The organism is SAR324 cluster bacterium, from assembly GCA_029245725.1.
Classification (GTDB): Bacteria; SAR324; SAR324; order SAR324; family NAC60-12; genus JCVI-SCAAA005.
Genome location: JAQWOT010000398.1, coordinates 1 through 17617, shown reverse-complemented (window position 1 = coordinate 17617; position 17617 = coordinate 1). Strand labels below are relative to the sequence as shown.

The window sequence follows — 17617 nt, the reverse complement described above, 5'->3', positions numbered from 1 at the left end:
TATTTACTTCCACTTGAATGGGAGGAATACCTGCAGCAATTAAAAAAATAGAGGAACTGGATGAAATGTTTGAACTGTTCCCGGAACAACCCTGATGAAGCAATCTATTGCCAAAATTGTGGGACTTACATAACCGAACGCTCTTCCTCAGATCTGCTAGATCTTTTAAGATCTCTGGTGCTTGCACTAATTTTCACCTCTGTTTTCTATCTAATTTTTCCTCTTCCTCAGATTAAAAGCCACTATATTCATGATCTTCTTGATGGACGTATATCAGAAATAATATTCGGCCTGAGTTGCTGGGCCTTATTTCTTGTTTTCTTCAAATGGAGACATCATCGACTCCAACTCAAAACTTACCTAGCATTTCGCCAGAAAGAATTAACTGATTACCTATCTGAGGGGATATTTGTCAAGGATGTTGATAAAAGAATTGAGCAGATCGGAACTTTTCTGGCAAAACAACGGATCAAGCGCTTTCAAGTAAGTGTTCTTTTCATAAGAGTCCGCAGAATTCTTCATTATCTTAAGGTTGTTCCTAAAAAAGAAGAGTTGCATCAGATCTTGAATTACCAAGCGGAAATTGATTTCAACAGACTTCAGAACGGATACACCCTTATCAATGTCCTCATCTGGGCAATTCCCATTCTTGGATTCATTGGAACTGTTTTTGGTATTGGGCAGTCAGTCGGAGAATTTTCAACCTTTGTACGCAGCATGGATACAGCTGTAATTGGTGGCCAGATGCGATCCGCTCTTGGTGGCGTAACAAGTGGTCTATCTATAGCTTTCAATACCACATTTCTAGCTCTAGTTAGCGTTATTCCAATTATGCTTCTTTCTTCTCTACTTCGAAAAAGTCAGGATGATCTTCTGCTTAAAGTAGAAGAGTATTGCTTAGATGAATTATTGCCAAATCTTCATGTTAATCCTGGTGATGAGGAACTCAGGAATAGAACTAACGAACATCTTTCAAATCTCAATGATTTCACAGAAAACTGGCTTAAAAGAATAGCACCCGTTTTGACCTCGGTTTCAGAAAATTCAGAAGTACTTCAGGCTCAAATTCAGGGCATGCAGCCTCTGCTAAGAGATTATAGTGATGAAATTATTCATAAAGCACCCTCAGAACCTAATAATAAATCGGATTCACCAGAAGCCTTGGAATCTGAAAGTGAACAATCTGAAGGTAAAATTGGTCCGATTTCATCAAGTGAGATGGAACTTGGAATAAAAGTTTCTGAAAAATCTGCAGAAATACCATCAGATTCGAAGCAGGGAGATTTGAGCCTCAGCAAACCCCAAGTATAATGCGAAGGAGAGCACCAAATCCTTCCGTTCCACTCTTTCCGTTTCTCAGCGTTCTGCTGAGCACAATGGGAGTATTGGCATTCCTTTCAATCAGTTTCTTGATAATAAGCCGATTTACTCCCGATGAGATGATTCAACAGCGTCAGGTTGAGTTTGAATGGATCGGTGCGCCTGAATATGTAGAACCCATATACATAAAATGTCTTGGCGACTACATTGAGTATTACAACCTTTTTTCCAATAGAGAAGAAAGGATTGCCTTAGAGGATTTACTCAGGGAGGTAAAAGGGGAAAATCCAGTTTTCATTTCCTATTTATTGAGAGTCGATCGCCTCAACAAGGAGATCAAAAGGAATTTTGGGCAAACTGAACATTTTCCGTTGTTGCTTGTTTATCCAGATGGTGTGCTGGCTTCAGAAGTATTAACTTCTATTATTGAGCAAATTGATGGTCTGAATGCGGGCTTAGAGCCTATGATGCCGCATTGGGAAGTGCCATACAGATAGTTTGGTACAATCCTTCAGTAGCGGGGCATTTCCGGTTCGATTGCTTCAGCCCAAGCGTCAATGCCTCCAATCAGACTTCGACAATTTTCATAGCCAAGTTCTCGGAAAATCTTTAAAGTCCGCTCGGATCGAACACCTCTGTGGCAATAAAATACGATTATTTTCTCTACGTCTTTAGAAAAATTCTCTGTTTGAATTTTGCTTACCGGATGATGTTCGGCTCCCTTCAATCGACAAGTTTCCCATTCATGAGGCTCCCGAACATCAACCAACCTGATTTGCCTCCCATTTCGTAGTGCGTCACTCAGCCATTGGGCAGAAACTTGATCAGCATTATTTTTTCTCTCCTCATATCCAAATTCCTCAATCACTGGGACTTTCCCTGCATCTGACCAATCTTTGATAGGTGGATTTGCGCCACAAAGCTGGCAAGTTTTCTCCTGAGGAACATGAATCTTTCGAAAATCTACTTCCAAGGCATCATAAAGCAAAAGTTGACCTACCATCTCATTCCCAATCCCTAAAACCAACTTCAGCACCTCAGTTGACTGCAGTAGACCCATTGTGCCTGGGAGCACGCCCAGGACTCCAGATTCCGTTCAGGTAGGTGCCATTGATTCAGGCAAGGTTACAGGGTAGAGACAACGATAACACCCACCCTTTGATTTCGGCCGAAATACAGCAAGTTGCCCCTGAAATTTGTGTACTGATGCAGTGACCAAAGGCTTATTGGCGAAGAACGCTGCATCGTTAACCAAATATCGGGTTGGAAAATTATCAGAACAGTCCACGATGACATCGTACTTTTGAACAATTTGAAGTGCATTGTTGTGCTGCAACTTGTCCGAGATCAGTTCAACTCTCGATTGAGGATTGATACTGGTTATAGTCTTAGCCAAAGATTTAGTTTTCAGTAACCCAAGATTTTTTTCAAAGTGGCCAATCTGCCTTTGCAGATTAGAAATTTCGACGACATCATGATCAATTATCCCCAATTGACCTATACCTGCTGCAGCCAGATAAAGTCCTACTGGGCATCCCAGACCTCCGGCACCAACAATCAGAACCTTACTTTTCTTGAGCTTTTGCTGCCCCTCTGGCCCCACTTCAGAAAGACTGAGATGCCTGCTGTATCTTTTGACTTCTGTAGCAGAAAGACCTTGAGATAAATCTTCAATTGGGATTTCTTGGGACATATTCTAAAATTTAATAAGTTTAATTGCGTTTTCAACCCCATCTGAAACACGATTCATGAATTCACTTTTTCGCAAATTCTGCCTCTCCAGTTTCATATTCTATCTTTTTGGTCTCCCTTCTAGTCAAGCTTCAGAAGATCCACTCTTAGAAACAATTTGGGATATTGAGTCCGGAAAAGTTATCAAACACGAAGAACTTATTGAGCATTTTCTTGGCTCAGAGGTGATTTATTTTGGGGAGAAGCACGATAACGCCCGTCAACATGAAATACAATTACAGATACTTGAAACCTTGATAAGCAAAGGGGAACGTCCTTCGATAGGTTTTGAATTTTTCACAATTGGACAGACAAGTTTGTTGATGAATTTCACACAACCCTATGCGCCAATAATGAACATGAAGTCCAAAGACCAAAATCCTGAGTCAGTTCTTCGCCAAGCTCTGGGATGGGACCATCGTTCTGATGAAGAATGGAGTTATTACTTCAAATTGATTGAGCTTGCCCGCAAAAATCAACTCCCGACATTTGCCACAGACATTCCTTGGGGATTATCATCTCGTATAACCCGAGTTGGAATTGAGAATCTTCATCCAACAGAATTGTCACTTTTAGTGGACACTGGTTTAAACGACTCTGAATATGAGGAGTTAATGTTGGAGGAATTTACAAACGCGCACTGCGGCTATAGAAATGAAGAGCTGTTTCGACGAATGTACCAGGCATGGATTGCTCGCAACGATGCAATGGCTCAATCCATCGTTGACACCCTCGAAGCAAACCATCAAAACCCTGTGGTGATGATCGTCGGATTCGGGCACCTCAGGCACGGGATGGGGATTCCGGAGCGTGTTGCATATCTTCGCCCTGAAACCAAACAGATCAATTTCTTTATGATGGAAATTAGTCAAGAACCCTCATCACTTGAGAGTTATTTGCCTGAGTTTGAAATTAATGGCAGAACTTTCAGACAAGATTTGGACTATCTATGGTTTACTCCTCGACAGGACACGGAAGATCCCTGCGAAGCCTTTCGCAAACAATCTGAATAAACTACTTTTACTCTGAATCAAATCTGAGATTTATGCCTTTTTTAAGTGGCACAATCTCAATTCTTGTTCAGATTCAAAGAAACCAGAACAAACTTTCTTACCCAATCCAGCCTTTGAAGGCTATAGATCTAAATTTCATTTGGAAATAGAACAATGGCTTAAAATTGCTTTATTGTGCGCTTTGGGAGCAATGAGCCCAGGACCAAGCTTAGCAGTGATTTTAAACAATACAATGTCCGGAGGTAAGTTAACTGGAATTTATACTTCGCTACTACACGGGTTAGGAGTTGGAAGCTACGCCCTCCTCATAGTAACTAGCACAAGCCTGGCTTTACATAGCTATTCTTCCATTGAAAGTATCTTAGAAATTAGTGGTGCTGGCTTACTCTGTTGGCTAGCTCTTCAAAGCTGGCCTAAGCATTCATCTCATAACTCACCAGATCAGGTGAACAAAACTTCCGTTTGGAACGGACTCTTGATTGTTCTTTTCAATCCCAAGATTACAATTTTTTTTCTAGCTATTTTTAGCCCAAGTCTTGGGACTATATTTGGATGGCAGAACTGGCTTGGCTTAGCTGTCATGGTAGGGGTCATCGATGCGGTTTGGTACATCCTCGTCGTTCTGGTTGCCTCAACCTCCCTTTTTCAAATTTCTGATGAAATTTGGAGGAGACGAATTGGCAAGACCATGTCCATCGTGATGGCTTTAATGGCCTTCGAAATTATTATTAAACACATTAACTCTGTTGTTTGAACTCAGGAATTAGATCATTCATCAACATTTCTAATTGCTGACAATACTTCCCAAATTCAGAACTAGAAGCTGATTTCGGGATATAAACAGGTTGGCCAAATACACTTCTGATCTTTGTAAATGGCTTTGGGATTTTATGACTATCCCAACTATTGAGATGCCAGCAAGAACTGCCTTCATATCTCCATGGAATAATTGGGACACCAGTCATTTTAGCAAGGGCAACGACTCCTTCCTGAACTTTATGGATTGGCCCTTGAGGTCCATCAGGTGTGATCGCAACCGAATGCCCGTCTTTCAGGCAGCGCACTAGCTGTTTCATTGCACCTACTCCTCCCCTAGTGCTTGATCCTCTTACAGCCCTAAATCCAAAGCCACTCAATATCTGATTGATGTACTCCCCATCCTTCGAAGAACTGATCAAAGCAGTTAAATTTATGTTCTTTAGTAGCCAAGCGGTAAAGTAAATATCATGATGCCAAGCACAAATGATAAAAGGCTGACGCTGCTCAATCAACTCATCAATAATCTCTTTTCCAGCCAAACTAATCTTAGCTGTCACTCCTGTGAAGAAAATGAACTTCTTAATACCAAACAATATGATTTTTTTATCCCAATTCAGTTCCAAGACAGGCGCCATTAATTTAGAAAGATATGCCTAAACCAGCCGTTACTTGGGTAGTCTGTCTAGAGAAAGATTTTGATGGGTAACTTAAACTTCCTCCATTTGAAAGAGTTTCGAGACTTGTGTTGGAGGAGTTTAAACTGGCTTTAAAGTTATTCCAACGCCAACCTGCGAGTATTTCGAAGGGTTGCAGATCATAGCCAAAAGTAAAAAAAGCAGAATTTCCTGATGGACTTGTTGATCTGAGAATTTCTTCATTCACTGCTGCATTCAGTGATGATCCATAATCCAGTTTTACTTCTGCAGAACCAGATACAAGCCCACCAACTCCCAACGTTAATGTAAGTTCATCACCAAACATTACCCCGAGTTCATTGTATTTTGCATTGGTTGTGAAAAACTCATTCAAAATTATATCATTGCCTACCTTGCTCCGAATAGAATTGTCTGTGCTGACCTCTGTAATTCCGACTGAAAGCCCACTGAAAATCACAGAATAGGATCTACCCGTTGTTCTAATCCCGGACGACGTAATCGCCCCACCACTGTTTTCAGAGGACACAAGATTATCAGCGCTGGATTGCTCTTGCAGGGGAGCCAATGCCCGAATTCGCAAGTTATCCGATCGAGTACACCCAAATAGCACAAAAAAACTTAAAAAGAAAAATAGAGATAACTTCATGGCTAATCCCTAAAAGCTGTATCCAATAGCTAAATAACCGAGAGATGGATTCGGCTTCCCAAAGTCTTTTTCAACTCGCTCTATCAACGATTGTTTATCTGCATCTGACACGTTTGAATTGTCTGTTGTCACTACTATTTCGGGTTCTATCTGAACTGGGGAAAAGATTAGCCCAAGCCCAATCGAAAGACCAAAATCCCAAATAGCAGTATATCCTAATCCAATGCCTACTCCACTCCAAGAATTTACTTCAGTTTGAACAGTAATTTTGGTGTCGGATAGTTGAGTATCGTTAGGCAGTACACGATTTCTTTTTTCGAAGGTGACCTCTTGAAATTTGCTTCCAGTTGAAAGAGCACCAATAGAAAAATAAAGCCCGTTATCAAAGGGACTAATCCGCAACTCAAGAGCTTGATCCTGCTTCTCTTCTACATCCACCTTTTCAACGTAGTCTTGACCGTAAAGAGTGCTTGGGTTCTGAGGTTCCAATGTCAGATCCATTGAAGAGACATAGGTGTATCCAAGAAAAATCGAATCTGAAACGTGATATCCCAATGCCACTCCACTAAAATTGACTAGTTGTAACTGAACAGGCCGGCTAGTCCTTTCTAAAGACCAGATTGTGAAAGGTAAAAGAATAAACAAGATTGAAGAAAATAATTTTTTTCTCAGCATTTCAGTTGCATATGGAGATTCTTTTTTGGGCAATTCGCCGGAACTGGTCTAGACAAGGCTTTAGAGAAAATTCCTGAGAGGGCCAATCAAGAAAAACATCTGGAATCTCGAAAGGCATCAGATTTTCACTAAGTAGCTTTCTAAGATCTGGATCACTGTAATTCTTCTGTCCTTGCAAAAAAGCCACCGGACGGGATCCATAAGTTTCACTGGGCATATCAATAACTAGGGCATTCGTGATGCCCACGATATTAATTAAAGCCTGCTCAATTTGTTCAGGGTGAATATTCTCCCCACCTGAAATAAACATTCGATCTAACCTCCCAATTACTTTCAACAATCTATTCTTGTCAAACTTGCCTAGATCATTGGTGGTAAACCACCCTTCTTCATCAAAAGGCTTCAGTAGTTCGTGATTATGCCAATATCCAAGGAACTTTGTTTTTCCATTGAGTTGAATCCTCCCATCTTGGTCAATTTTCACCTGACGGCCGGCCAATACCTTCCCCGCTGTCATCAGTTCACGCATTGTTGCACCTTTAGATGTCGTACAAACCTGAGAAGCCATTTCTGAGCAGCCATAACTCGTATGAATCGGTAGATTTAACTCAATGGATTTTTGAATCAGGACCTGGGGTATTTTCGATCCACCTAAGAGGATCGCTTTCGTCTCTTTATTTAAAGGAACTTCAGTTTGAATAAAGCGAGCAAGTTGAGTAGCTACTAACGAAAAATGTGTAATTCTATTCTGATCAATAAAATCGGCATTTAGGAGCTTAGGAGAAATGATTGCAGTTCCGCCTGCAAGCATGGTTCTGAAAATAATGGACATCCCCCCCACATGAAATAAGGGTAGGCTGATCAACCAGTTGTCATTTGGATCAACCGGAATATTTTCAGACGATCCTTTAGCACTCCAAATAAAATTGGCAATAGAGAGAGCAACCAACTTTGGGAATCCTGTAGTGCCAGAAGTAGCTGTTAAAAGATCTACCTCGTTAGGGAGGCAAACAGGTTTGAGAAACCTGTTTGCCTGATTTTCCATGGATTCAATTGCTCTCAATGGACGAATTTGCTCTAAAATTTTTTCTTTCTGAGAATGGGAAAGTTTTGGATTCAGTGGAACAACGACTCCACCTGCTTTCCAAATTGCAAAGAAATCGATGAGAGTGGCGATTGAATTTTCAGTGAATATTGCGATTGGGGCTTTGGAGCTTTGCTGATGAAACTCTTTACTTTTGATACCAACGATGTTCCAAAATTCTTCGAACGTCAGAGAGGTACCTTCATCAGAAAGACATTTTTTTTTGGAAAAATTTTGGAGGGTAAAGTCTTGAAGGGCAGATATGTTGAGAGGCAGGTCCACTGTTAACTTCTAAATAATTCAAGTATCTTTTCAGCTCCCTGTGTGATTAATTGATTAGTTACCTCCTTACCAAGTTTCTCTGGTTCTTCGAGTAATCCAGCCCCCTGAGCCACTAGCAATTCCCTGCCATCAGGATCTCCAATTCTTGCCTCAAGATGGAGTTCTCCTTGCTTTTCAACGCAAAATCCTGAAATGGGAACATGGCAATTACCGCTTAAGCCAGAGAGGACCGTGCGTTCACAGATCAATTCTCTCTCCGTTTTTGTATGCCTCAATGGCTTTATCCATTGAAGCGTATCTTGGTCGCCTGAACGCGTTTCTATTCCAATAGCTCCCTGAGCAATAGCCGGAAGCATTACAGAGTGAGGGATTACTTGAGCGATTCTTTCTTTGAGGCCTAATCGCTTTAATCCCGCGACAGCAAGAATAATTGCGTCATATTCTCCATCATCTAGCTTTCTCAGTCGCGTATCCAAATTTCCCCGTAAATTCTTGATCTTTAGATTTGGGTAAAAATGGCGCAATTGAGACTTTCTTCTCAATGAACTCGTGCCCATCACGGCCCCATCTGGCAGCTCATTGATGTTAGTAAACTTATTGGAAACCAGCGCATCATTTGGGTCATCCCTCTCTGTAATCACTGAAAGTTCCAGGGACGGTGGGAACTCCGTAGTTAAATCTTTCATGCTGTGGACGGCAAGATCTGCACGATGATCTAAAAGAGCTTGTTCCAGTTCCTTGATGAAAAGTCCCTTGCCCCCAATATCGGCAAGTGAACGATCAAGCCTCTGATCTCCCTCAGTTTTCATTGGAACTAGTTGGACATCCAGCTCAGGGAATTCTGCTAGAATCTTTTCTCGAATCCAGTTCGCTTGCCAAAGAGCTAGTCTACTTTCTCTAGTGGCAATACGTAATATCATCAGGATTTTGACCCTCTCACCAACTTCAGATTCGGTTTTTTCTCATCCAACAATTTTTTATTGGCTTCCTTTTCGGAAAAAACATCTAGCAAAACTTGAAGTTGCAGCGACCTGTCTTCTTCTTTAGACAAGGCTTTCATATTCATTGTGGGCTTGTGTAGAATTTTTTGCGTAATTCTATGAACGAGACTGGTTACCAAGTCTATGTCTTTATCGCTCAGATGTGATAATTGGAGGAGAGTTTTTTCTAATTCTGTCTGGCTAATATGTTCAAATTCATTGCGGATTTTACGAATCGTGGGGACAGCAGTTCTAGTCAAAAACCAATCTTGGACCCTAGCAATCTCATCTTCTAAAATTTTATCCGCTTGTTCTGCTTGTCTTATCCTTTCTTCTTGGTTCTTTTGAACAACATTCTGTAAGTCATCAATATCGTAACAGTACGCTCCAGGCAGATCATTTATTTCTGGTTCAATATCTCTTGGTACCGCAATGTCGATGAAAAACATGGCTCTTCCTCTTCGGTTTTTTAGGCATTTCCGAACCATCGACTGAGTTAATACAAAGTGCCTTGCCCCAGTAGAAGAAATAATGATGTCGGCTTCACACAGCCGATTCTCAAGCTGTTCAAATGGAATGGCTGTTCCTGCGAATTTCTCAGCCAAATTTTCAGCATTTGTGTAGGTACGGTTCGTCACCATCACATCTGCAACACCGTGACTCTTCAGATTCTGAAGTGCCAATTCTGCCATTTCCCCTGCACCAATTATAAGAACTCGCTGCTGACTCAAATCGCTAAAAATTCTTTTGGCAAGTTCTACAGCAGCAAAACTTATTGAAACAGCATAATTTGAAATCCCAGTTTCTGTTCTAACTCTTTTTGCAGTGTGAAAGGCAATAGGAAAGAGGTAATTGAATCTTCCACCGACCCACCCTAGATCCTGAAATCTTTGGAATGCTTCTTTGAGTTGACCTAAAATTTGAGGTTCACCCAAGACCATCGAATCTAAGCTTGATGCTACCCTGAATAGATGCCGAGCCGTCTCAACATCTTGTATTTGGTAGGCTTGTTTTTTTAATTCTTCTAAGTCCCAACGTTTTACCAAAAATTCTAATAGTTCGCTGGAAATCGGTTTGATTTCTCTCGCAGAAAAATAAAATTCTGTACGATTGCAGGTTGATAGGATCGTTAATTCTTCGATTGGCAACGAGTTTTTTAGTCGATCAGCAAGTTCGGCTTGCTCAACAACTGAAAGGGCAATTTTGTCCCTCAACTCAACTGAAGTTTTCTTATAACTCCAACCTAAAACTCCAACTTCCACGCTGCTTCCTAAGCTTTCAAAATGATCTACAAAAAACTTAACCGAGAAAGTCTAGCCTGAATTGATGATAGACATGACTGATCGAATAGAATAAATTTTAAGATTAACTTTCAAATATAACCTAATTTCAACATAGACAGCAAGCAGGATGTCATCCAAATTATTATCGTTCTTCTCTCGTTGGGTGACTCCAAATCAACTGACTCTCCTCAGAATTTTTGTCGTCCCAATAGTGTATGGATTGATCTATGGTTACCGTGAAGATCATTGGATCCTACTAGCAACCTGGGTTCTCTATGTCTTAGCTTGCCTGACAGACTATTGGGACGGAGTACTTGCTCGATATCAAAACAATACCAGTCGATTGGGGAAACTCCTAGATCCGGTAGCTGATAAAATTTTGTTGGCTTCACTCATGATTGCTCTTGTCGAAGTGGATCGGGCACCAGGTGCTCTTGTCACTTTGATCTTAATGAGAGAGCTTGCTATTACAGGTCTGAGGTCTGTTGCAGCAGCTGAGGGTAGGGTCATCTCAGCGAACTCTGGGGGAAAATTGAAAACTTTTTCCCAGATGTTCGCAGTTGGATTCTTGATGATTCACTATCCAACATTGTGGCTTCCCTGCCATGAGATTGGTATCATCTTACTTTGGTTTTCTACAGGTGTGACTCTTTGGACAGGCTGGCAATACTTTCGTGAGTTTTACTTCGAATCAAATTAGGCCGCTTTTTGGTAATTTTTTTATATTGATTTATGACTACAATACTTTCTGTTAGGAAAAACAATCGTGTCGTGATGGCTGGTGATGGCCAGGTTTCAATGGGAAATACTGTTACCAAGGCATCAGCCAGAAAAATCCGTAGAACCTTTGATGGCAAAGTCATCGCAGGATTTGCTGGCTCTACCGCTGACGCTTTTACACTTTTTGAAAAATTTGATGAGAAGCTGGAGCAATACAATGGGCGCCTCATAAGATCTGCCGTCGAATTGGCAAAGGAGTGGCGCACGAACAAAATGCTGAGAAGTTTAGAGGCCTTGCTAGCGGTGTGTAGTGAAGAAGCATCTCTGATTATTTCGGGAAATGGAGATGTGATCGAGCCTGACGATGGCTTGATTGGAATTGGCTCAGGGGGAATGTACGCACTATCTGCAGCAAGGGCACTCATCGATACAGAAATGGGGGCAAGGGAAATCACAGAGAAATCTATGCAGATCGCTGCTGATATTTGCATCTATACCAATAGCCAAATACAATTCGAAGAAATTGAGATCTAATCACCAACCTCCAATAGTTTTCATGGAAATTCAACTACCAGAACACAATCAGACACCACACGAAATCGTTGAAGCCCTTGATTCATACATCATCGGTCAATCTGATGCTAAAAAAGCTGTTGCGGTAGCCCTTAGAAACCGATGGCGTAGGATGCAGCTTCCTGAAGATATTAAGGACGAAATTCTACCAAAAAATATAATCATGATTGGTGCAACTGGTGTTGGTAAGACTGAGATAGCCAGACGGATTGCTAAGCTCGTCAATGCTCCTTTCCTTAAAGTAGAAGCCTCAAAATTTACTGAAGTTGGCTATGTAGGTAGAGATGTAGAATCGATGATTAGAGATCTAACAGAGGCTGCAATTGGGATGGTGAAGCAAGAACACATGCATCGGAAAACCGAAGAGGCAGCGCTGCTTACTGAGGATCGCTTGCTGGATCTTTTATTACCGAATCCCCAAAAGGACGAGCAAGGCGTACCAGAAAATCAGGGAACAAGAGAGAAATTTCGTCAAAAACTTCGTGATGGTTTGCTGGATGATAAACAGATTGATCTAGAAGTTGCGGAGCGGGGTAACACTCCTATGCTTGAGTTCATGCCCGTTTCGATGAATGACAATATGGACATGAATATCCGGGATATGCTCTCGAATTTCATGCCCAAGCGAAAGAAACGTAGAAAAACCAAAATTTCTGAGGCCAAAACTATTCTTCAGCAAGAAGAAGTTAGTAAATTGATTGATATGGATGAGGTTTCAAGAGAGGCGGTTACGAGGGTGGAACAAACTGGCATTGTTTTTCTTGATGAAATTGACAAAGTCGCAAGTAGAAGAGGGGCTACTCAAGGTCCTGATGTCTCCCGTGAGGGGGTTCAAAGAGATCTTTTGCCTATCGTTGAAGGTTCCACCATCAATACGAAATATGGTCCTGTTCGTACTGAACACATTCTGTTCATTGCCGCTGGCGCTTTTCATCTGGCAAAACCATCAGACTTGATTCCCGAACTACAAGGTAGATTCCCCATTCGTGTGGAACTCAAGGCACTCAGCGAAAAAGATTTTGTAAAAATACTCACAGAACCTCGGAACGCTTTGATCAAGCAATACACAATGCTAATGCAAACCGAAGAGGTCGAGCTCGAATTTTCGGACGATTCAATTCGCGAAATCGCACGGATTGCCTTCGTGATCAATGCAGAATCTGAAAATATTGGTGCCAGAAGACTTCACACGGTTATGGAGCAATTGCTTGAAGAAGTTAGCTTTGAAGCCCCTAAGCTTAGTGGTCAAACCATTAAAATCACCCCCGAATATATACAAGGTAGAGTTTCAAGTTTACTGAAAAATCAAGACCTTAGTCGTTACATTCTTTAGATTCATTTCTTGCAAAGCAACATGGACATGTCATCATAGATTTTTGATAAATTTTGGTTTTGGATCAAAATCAAAATTTTGTTTGACTGCTTACGTCTTAACTAAATTCTCACCCACAAAGCTTTTTCTGTGGATTATCCTACCCTGCTACTCTATCTAGAAAATCAGCTGAAGTGGCTGCAGAAAAAAGATTGTCATTATCTGAACCAGGAGTCGCTCCCAAAAGTTGAACTGTGTGAACTGATTGATGGGTTGTATGAGCTAGTTCCCCACAATGCTGCTGACTCGGGAAAAGAACTTAATTTTGTGGAGCTAAGTGGATCAGAAAAAAATGCCATCAGTTTGCAAAATCTGAAGCAGCAATTAGCGATTTCTTGTGCGCAAGCTCGGGAAGAGGTCAGTAATGTAGGAGATATAGATTTCTGCCCACCTTCCTCAAAAGTACCTGTGTACAGAGAACCCGAATCGATCAAGAGAGTTCAAAATGGGCTTCGGGATCACTCAAAAGTTGAAACACTTTCTGATCTCTGTCAGCAAAACTCAGAGTGCCAACGTTGCTCACTTGGACCAACAAGAAATCAGTTCGTTTTTGGTTCAGGTAATGAGGGAAGCTTATTGCTGTTCGTGGGAGAGGGACCTGGAGCCGATGAAGACAGACTTGGTCTTCCTTTTGTGGGAAAAGCAGGCAAGCTTTTGGATCGAATGATTGATGTGATTGGATTGGATCGTGAAGATGTTTATGTGACTAATGTTGTAAAGTGCCGACCCCCAAATAATAGAAATCCTACGTCCGATGAAATCGCACATTGTATGGGGATTCTCGAACGTCAGATAGAGTTGGTGAACCCAAAGTTGATTGTTACCCTCGGCAATGTCCCTACACAAGCCCTGCTACCTGGTAGTCCAGGAATCACAAAATCAAGAGGAAGCCTAAAGAAATATCGCAATTGGAATATCCTTCCAACTTTCCACCCTTCTTACTTACTCAGAAATCCAAACGCAATGCACGAGGCTTGGCAAGATTTTCAGAAAATTTCCGAATACGCTTTCCCTCATTGATTAACTGAGCATGATTGATCTCCAACCGGTAAAAGGCACTCGCGATTTTTACCCTCCACAGTTAAGACTCCGAAATTGGCTTTTCAACACCTGGCGCAAGTCCGCACAGCAAGCTGGTTTTGAAGAATATGATGCCTGTGTTTTAGAACACGAGGCCTTATATATTAGAAAAGCGGGGGATGAGATTAGCCAGCAACTGTATAACTTTGTAGACAACAGCGCCCGTAGATTGAGCCTACGCCCAGAGATGACGCCATCTTTGGCAAGAATGATTCTACAGAAGCAAAAATCTCTTAGTTACCCAGTACGATGGTTCTCAATCCCACAATGCTTTCGCTACGAGAGGATGACTCGAGGTAGGAAACGTGAGCACTACCAATGGAATTTGGACATCATTGGCGAACCCACGATTCTTGCTGAATTAGAAATCATCAGTACCCTCATTCGATCCTTGAAGGAACTTGGACTTGATTCGCAGGATTTTCGAATCTTCATCAATGATCGGCGCTTACTGAATGCCATGCTGGAACAGTTGAAGGTACCTCAGGATCTTCAAAAATCTGTGCTCGTTGTCCTAGACAAAAGGGATAAATTGTCTGTTGATGCGCTACGCTCTGAACTCTCAATTCAAGGACTTAACGACAATCAAGCCTCTCAACTCATTCACTTCCTTGAATTACCTGATTTTGAAGCTGTGGCTGAGCGACTGGATGATCAGGATGTCCTCAATGAACTGAAAAATATCTTGGATCAGTTTCAGAAAATGGGATTAGGAGCTTACCTACAGTTCGACATCTCTATCGTCAGAGGCTTGTCCTACTACACTGGTACGGTCTTTGAGGTCAACACTCCCACTAAATCTTCACGTGCAATCAGTGGAGGAGGTCGTTATGACTCCCTCCTCTCAGCCTTTGGGGGACCTGCCATTCCAGCAGTTGGCTTTGGTTTTGGAGATGTTGTTATTTTGGAGATTCTTGAGGAAAACAAAAAACTACCAGACTTGAAACAAGAACTGGATCTGGTGATCTTTGCTCTAGATTCCCAACAAGATGAAATTGCGATGGGCGTTGCCCATCAGCTAAGAGATGCTGGACTCAAAGTTCAGACCCAATTCGGACCAATGAAAATGCAAAAAGCCCTTCAACAAGCCAATCATCTTGGGGTAGCTTTTGCCATGTTTTGTTTTCCTGATGAGCTCATCAGAGATGAAGTCGTGATCCGTGACCTGTTTAATCGAGAACAGAAAGCCTACTCCCTAACAAGAATCACAGACCTCTCCTGGATGGGGAAAGCCGGATGAAACTATGGCATTCCACAGTCATCATTGCCGTTTTGCTAGCAATCGATCTCGTCTCGAAAATTTGGATCAGAGCAAATGTCCCCTTATATGAATTGACAACCTTAATACCTAATTTGATTGATCTGACCCATGTGCAGAATCGTGGGGTCAGTTTTAGTTTCCTCTCAGATTTAAATGATTCGATTCGTCTCCCTTTGCTCATTGGAATTTCCGTCTTGGCAATTGCTGGGATGATCTTTTATCAACTGCGCTATTGGCTTGAACTGGATGAATGGACCAAGCAGGGACTAACCTGGATTTTACCTGGAGCAATGGGCAATCTTGTTGATAGAGTTTGGTTCGGGCAAGTGACGGACTTTTTTCATTTCCGTTGGTTTGAGGTTAGTTTTTTTGTCAACAATTTAGCTGACATCTTTATTAGCTTTGGGGTTGCCTGTTTTATTGCCTCTTCATTGGCATCGGTTCGATCTGCCAAAGCATAGAAATAGCTTGCACTCCAAAAAAACAGATCATACTATTCTTCTTTTTCGTTGGGCGCTTAGCTCAGCTGGGAGAGCGACGGTCTTACAAACCGTAGGTCACAAGTTCGATCCTTGTAGCGCCCACCACTCCCAATGAAAAAAGCTCCCATCCGTACGGGGTCGTAGTTCAGTTGGTCAGAACGCTGGCCTGTCACGCCAGAGGTCGCGGGTTCGAGCCCCGTCGACCCCGCCACGAAAAAAGCGATTCAATTCAAAGCTTTCCCAGCAGATATTGTTTAGCCTGGTTCTTTTCCCCCACCGTATCCCCCACCAAACATTTAAATTAAGTTCAGAGCACTCCTTGGCCGGGCAACATCTAACCTAAAAACACTACCTACTGAAAGGAAACTATGCTTGTTGTTACCACGATTGAAATCACCAAAGGGTTCCAGACTTGGAAAGACATGGTCAAAGCAAGTGGTGAAAAAATGAAGGAATATGGAATGACTATGGTTTTTGCTGGACCCCAAGCCAATGATGAAACCAAATTGCATGCAGTCATTCGTTTTGAATCTATGGAACACCTCCAAAAATTCCAGGCAGATGAAGAACTTACTCAAAGAAGAATAGAAGCAGGAGTGAAGGTCGAGACAGGAACATTCACAATTGTTTCAGACGAATCTCTACTAAATTATCCGATGACAATCAGTCAGCATAATTGATCAACTAAAATTTAATTAATTACGGTTTGTATGAGTGCAGCAGTAACAATCAAAGTTAGTATTACTGAAGGGAGGATGGCAGAGTTTTTGGCTTGGGCAACTGACCCTACAGGTTTGCCAATAACAAGGGGTTCCAAAGGTTGCAAACACGTATGGCAGTCAGTAGACGAAGAAAAACACAGAGTCATTATGTGGGAAATTTGGGAAAGTGCTGAAGACTTTCAAGCTTACATGGGTATGCGACAAGAAAAATATGCAGAACAAATGGGCAGTTTGATTGTTCCAGATTCATTTGATGTGGAAATACTAACGTTGACTGAAAACTGAAAACTAAACACCGAGATTCTGTCATTAGAACCATTCCGGGTTGGACACAAAACCACTCCGGAGTGAATTCAGTTACAGCTTTACCTCTACTACATCTTCACTTCATGTTGTTATCCTGATTGATCAGCAACACCAGCACCTACCAAGGCATGTCTACACACATCCACAAGATCACCCCTTAGATTCTTAAGCAGAAAGAGCCAATACCACCTCAATTGGAAGCATCGTGTACGTGAAGCAGCCATAGTGGTTTCACCTTGGAAGATATCCCGTCCCCGCCAAAAATAGCACCTAGTGCCTCGCCATGCGGCCTTAGTAAAATTCTCCCCGTAAATTGGGGGCCGGATAAACTACTAGCAATAGGTCTCTGATTTTGTGCCCCCCACCCTCTGCGCTGCCCTAAGTAGTATTGCCTTGGAGATGCCTCGATGACTGCACCGGTATCCCTTGTTGATCTGGATCCAGACTTTCTTTGCAGCCCGTCTCGTAGCCAGTGGTTTCGAGAGTTTTGTGTAAAATTCCTTGGACGCAGGCCCACTTGGCCCGTGCTTTTTGTGTTGCCTGTAGTACCGTGGTGCGCTGGGAGAATGATCAATCTCCTTTTCCCAAGACCTAAATCGTGCTGGTGCTCCTGGCGAACATCATTAAAGAGTATTGCGGGATATCAACCCAGGCGATGAAATGGCCGGAAGG

Annotated in this window: 21 protein-coding genes and 2 tRNA genes; 14 read left to right on the top strand and 9 right to left on the bottom strand. The window is 42.0% G+C overall.

Features of this window, described 5'->3' with window-relative positions:
• The first annotated feature begins 60 nt into the window (after nt 1-60).
• Nucleotides 61-1311, top strand: a complete 1251-nt coding sequence (locus P8O70_22000) for a MotA/TolQ/ExbB proton channel family protein (GenBank protein ID MDG2199515.1) — start codon at nt 61-63, stop codon at nt 1309-1311.
• A 65-nt stretch (nt 1312-1376) separates the two neighbouring features.
• On the top strand, nt 1377-1817 hold the full coding sequence (locus P8O70_21995; protein ID MDG2199514.1) for a hypothetical protein: 441 nt from the start codon (nt 1377-1379) through the stop codon (nt 1815-1817).
• Nucleotides 1818-1831: 14 nt separating this feature from the next.
• Here the strand turns inward: P8O70_21995 and P8O70_21990 are convergent, their stop codons facing one another.
• Both P8O70_21990 and P8O70_21985 read right to left on the bottom strand, forming a co-directional pair.
• Nucleotides 1832-2395 (bottom strand): rhodanese-like domain-containing protein, encoded by a 564-nt coding sequence (locus tag P8O70_21990; GenBank protein ID MDG2199513.1) that lies wholly within the window; start codon nt 2393-2395, stop codon nt 1832-1834.
• Nucleotides 2396-2416: 21 nt separating this feature from the next.
• Nucleotides 2417-3013 (bottom strand): ThiF family adenylyltransferase, encoded by a 597-nt coding sequence (locus P8O70_21985; protein ID MDG2199512.1) that lies wholly within the window; start codon nt 3011-3013, stop codon nt 2417-2419.
• Between the two features lie 55 nt (nt 3014-3068).
• On the opposite strand from P8O70_21985, the gene P8O70_21980 reads away from it, so the two are divergent.
• A complete protein-coding gene (locus P8O70_21980; protein ID MDG2199511.1) occupies nt 3069-4064 on the top strand; it encodes a ChaN family lipoprotein in 996 nt (331 codons plus the stop codon).
• A 190-nt stretch (nt 4065-4254) separates the two neighbouring features.
• A complete protein-coding gene (locus P8O70_21975) occupies nt 4255-4818 on the top strand; it encodes a LysE family translocator (GenBank protein ID MDG2199510.1) in 564 nt (187 codons plus the stop codon).
• On the opposite strand, the gene P8O70_21970 is transcribed toward P8O70_21975, so the two are convergent.
• From P8O70_21970 to hemA, 6 genes are all read right to left on the bottom strand, one after another.
• Nucleotides 4802-5458, bottom strand: a complete 657-nt coding sequence (locus P8O70_21970; protein ID MDG2199509.1) for a lysophospholipid acyltransferase family protein — start codon at nt 5456-5458, stop codon at nt 4802-4804. The genes P8O70_21975 and P8O70_21970 overlap by 17 nt on opposite strands.
• A gap of 4 nt (nt 5459-5462) precedes the next feature.
• Nucleotides 5463-5852: a hypothetical protein gene (locus P8O70_21965; protein ID MDG2199508.1), complete on the bottom strand. Its 390-nt coding sequence runs from the start codon at nt 5850-5852 to the stop codon at nt 5463-5465.
• Between the two features lie 282 nt (nt 5853-6134).
• Nucleotides 6135-6563 carry a hypothetical protein gene (locus tag P8O70_21960; protein ID MDG2199507.1) on the bottom strand — a complete coding sequence of 143 codons (429 nt, stop codon included), beginning with the start codon at nt 6561-6563 and terminating at the stop codon, nt 6135-6137.
• Nucleotides 6564-6801: 238 nt separating this feature from the next.
• Nucleotides 6802-8166, bottom strand: a complete 1365-nt coding sequence (menE, locus tag P8O70_21955; protein ID MDG2199506.1) for an o-succinylbenzoate--CoA ligase — start codon at nt 8164-8166, stop codon at nt 6802-6804.
• Between the two features lie 2 nt (nt 8167-8168).
• Nucleotides 8169-9092, bottom strand: a complete 924-nt coding sequence (gene hemC / locus P8O70_21950; protein ID MDG2199505.1) for a hydroxymethylbilane synthase — start codon at nt 9090-9092, stop codon at nt 8169-8171.
• A complete protein-coding gene (gene hemA / locus P8O70_21945; protein MDG2199504.1) occupies nt 9086-10408 on the bottom strand; it encodes a glutamyl-tRNA reductase in 1323 nt (440 codons plus the stop codon). The genes hemC and hemA overlap by 7 nt, the downstream gene beginning before the upstream one ends.
• Before the next feature lie 148 nt (nt 10409-10556).
• Between hemA and pgsA the strand changes: the two genes are divergently transcribed.
• From pgsA to P8O70_21895, 10 genes are all read left to right on the top strand, one after another.
• Entirely contained in the window at nt 10557-11129 is a 573-nt protein-coding gene (gene pgsA / locus P8O70_21940) for a CDP-diacylglycerol--glycerol-3-phosphate 3-phosphatidyltransferase (protein MDG2199503.1), read from the top strand.
• Nucleotides 11130-11161: 32 nt separating this feature from the next.
• Nucleotides 11162-11683, top strand: a complete 522-nt coding sequence (hslV, locus tag P8O70_21935; protein ID MDG2199502.1) for an ATP-dependent protease subunit HslV — start codon at nt 11162-11164, stop codon at nt 11681-11683.
• A 22-nt stretch (nt 11684-11705) separates the two neighbouring features.
• Complete coding sequence (gene hslU, locus P8O70_21930; GenBank protein MDG2199501.1) at nt 11706-13055, top strand: ATP-dependent protease ATPase subunit HslU; 1350 nt, start codon at nt 11706-11708, stop codon at nt 13053-13055.
• A gap of 129 nt (nt 13056-13184) precedes the next feature.
• On the top strand, nt 13185-14114 hold the full coding sequence (locus tag P8O70_21925; GenBank protein MDG2199500.1) for a uracil-DNA glycosylase: 930 nt from the start codon (nt 13185-13187) through the stop codon (nt 14112-14114).
• A gap of 10 nt (nt 14115-14124) precedes the next feature.
• Nucleotides 14125-15414 (top strand): histidine--tRNA ligase, encoded by a 1290-nt coding sequence (hisS, locus tag P8O70_21920; GenBank protein ID MDG2199499.1) that lies wholly within the window; start codon nt 14125-14127, stop codon nt 15412-15414.
• Nucleotides 15411-15896: a signal peptidase II gene (gene lspA / locus P8O70_21915; protein MDG2199498.1), complete on the top strand. Its 486-nt coding sequence runs from the start codon at nt 15411-15413 to the stop codon at nt 15894-15896. The genes hisS and lspA overlap by 4 nt, the downstream gene beginning before the upstream one ends.
• Before the next feature lie 50 nt (nt 15897-15946).
• Nucleotides 15947-16022, top strand: a tRNA-Val gene (locus P8O70_21910).
• Between the two features lie 29 nt (nt 16023-16051).
• Nucleotides 16052-16128, top strand: a tRNA-Asp gene (locus tag P8O70_21905).
• A gap of 157 nt (nt 16129-16285) precedes the next feature.
• Nucleotides 16286-16597 (top strand): hypothetical protein, encoded by a 312-nt coding sequence (locus tag P8O70_21900; GenBank protein MDG2199497.1) that lies wholly within the window; start codon nt 16286-16288, stop codon nt 16595-16597.
• 75 nt (nt 16598-16672) lie between these two features.
• On the top strand, nt 16673-16924 hold the full coding sequence (locus P8O70_21895; GenBank protein MDG2199496.1) for a hypothetical protein: 252 nt from the start codon (nt 16673-16675) through the stop codon (nt 16922-16924).
• Between the two features lie 211 nt (nt 16925-17135).
• Here the strand turns inward: P8O70_21895 and P8O70_21890 are convergent, their stop codons facing one another.
• Entirely contained in the window at nt 17136-17519 is a 384-nt protein-coding gene (locus P8O70_21890) for a hypothetical protein (protein MDG2199495.1), read from the bottom strand.
• Between the last annotated feature and the right edge of the window lie 98 nt (nt 17520-17617).

Coding starts and splice junctions, on each gene's coding strand:
- P8O70_22000 (MDG2199515.1), top strand. CDS start 61: ATGAAATGTTTGAACTGTTCCCGGAACAACCCTGATGAAGCAATCTAT.
- P8O70_21995 (MDG2199514.1), top strand. CDS start 1,377: ATGGGAGTATTGGCATTCCTTTCAATCAGTTTCTTGATAATAAGCCGA.
- P8O70_21985 (MDG2199512.1), bottom strand. CDS start 3,013: ATGTCCCAAGAAATCCCAATTGAAGATTTATCTCAAGGTCTTTCTGCT.
- P8O70_21980 (MDG2199511.1), top strand. CDS start 3,069: ATGAATTCACTTTTTCGCAAATTCTGCCTCTCCAGTTTCATATTCTAT.
- P8O70_21975 (MDG2199510.1), top strand. CDS start 4,255: ATGAGCCCAGGACCAAGCTTAGCAGTGATTTTAAACAATACAATGTCC.
- P8O70_21970 (MDG2199509.1), bottom strand. CDS start 5,458: ATGGCGCCTGTCTTGGAACTGAATTGGGATAAAAAAATCATATTGTTT.
- pgsA (MDG2199503.1), top strand. CDS start 10,557: ATGTCATCCAAATTATTATCGTTCTTCTCTCGTTGGGTGACTCCAAAT.
- hslV (MDG2199502.1), top strand. CDS start 11,162: ATGACTACAATACTTTCTGTTAGGAAAAACAATCGTGTCGTGATGGCT.
- hslU (MDG2199501.1), top strand. CDS start 11,706: ATGGAAATTCAACTACCAGAACACAATCAGACACCACACGAAATCGTT.
- hisS (MDG2199499.1), top strand. CDS start 14,125: ATGATTGATCTCCAACCGGTAAAAGGCACTCGCGATTTTTACCCTCCA.
- lspA (MDG2199498.1), top strand. CDS start 15,411: ATGAAACTATGGCATTCCACAGTCATCATTGCCGTTTTGCTAGCAATC.
- P8O70_21900 (MDG2199497.1), top strand. CDS start 16,286: ATGCTTGTTGTTACCACGATTGAAATCACCAAAGGGTTCCAGACTTGG.
- P8O70_21895 (MDG2199496.1), top strand. CDS start 16,673: ATGGCAGAGTTTTTGGCTTGGGCAACTGACCCTACAGGTTTGCCAATA.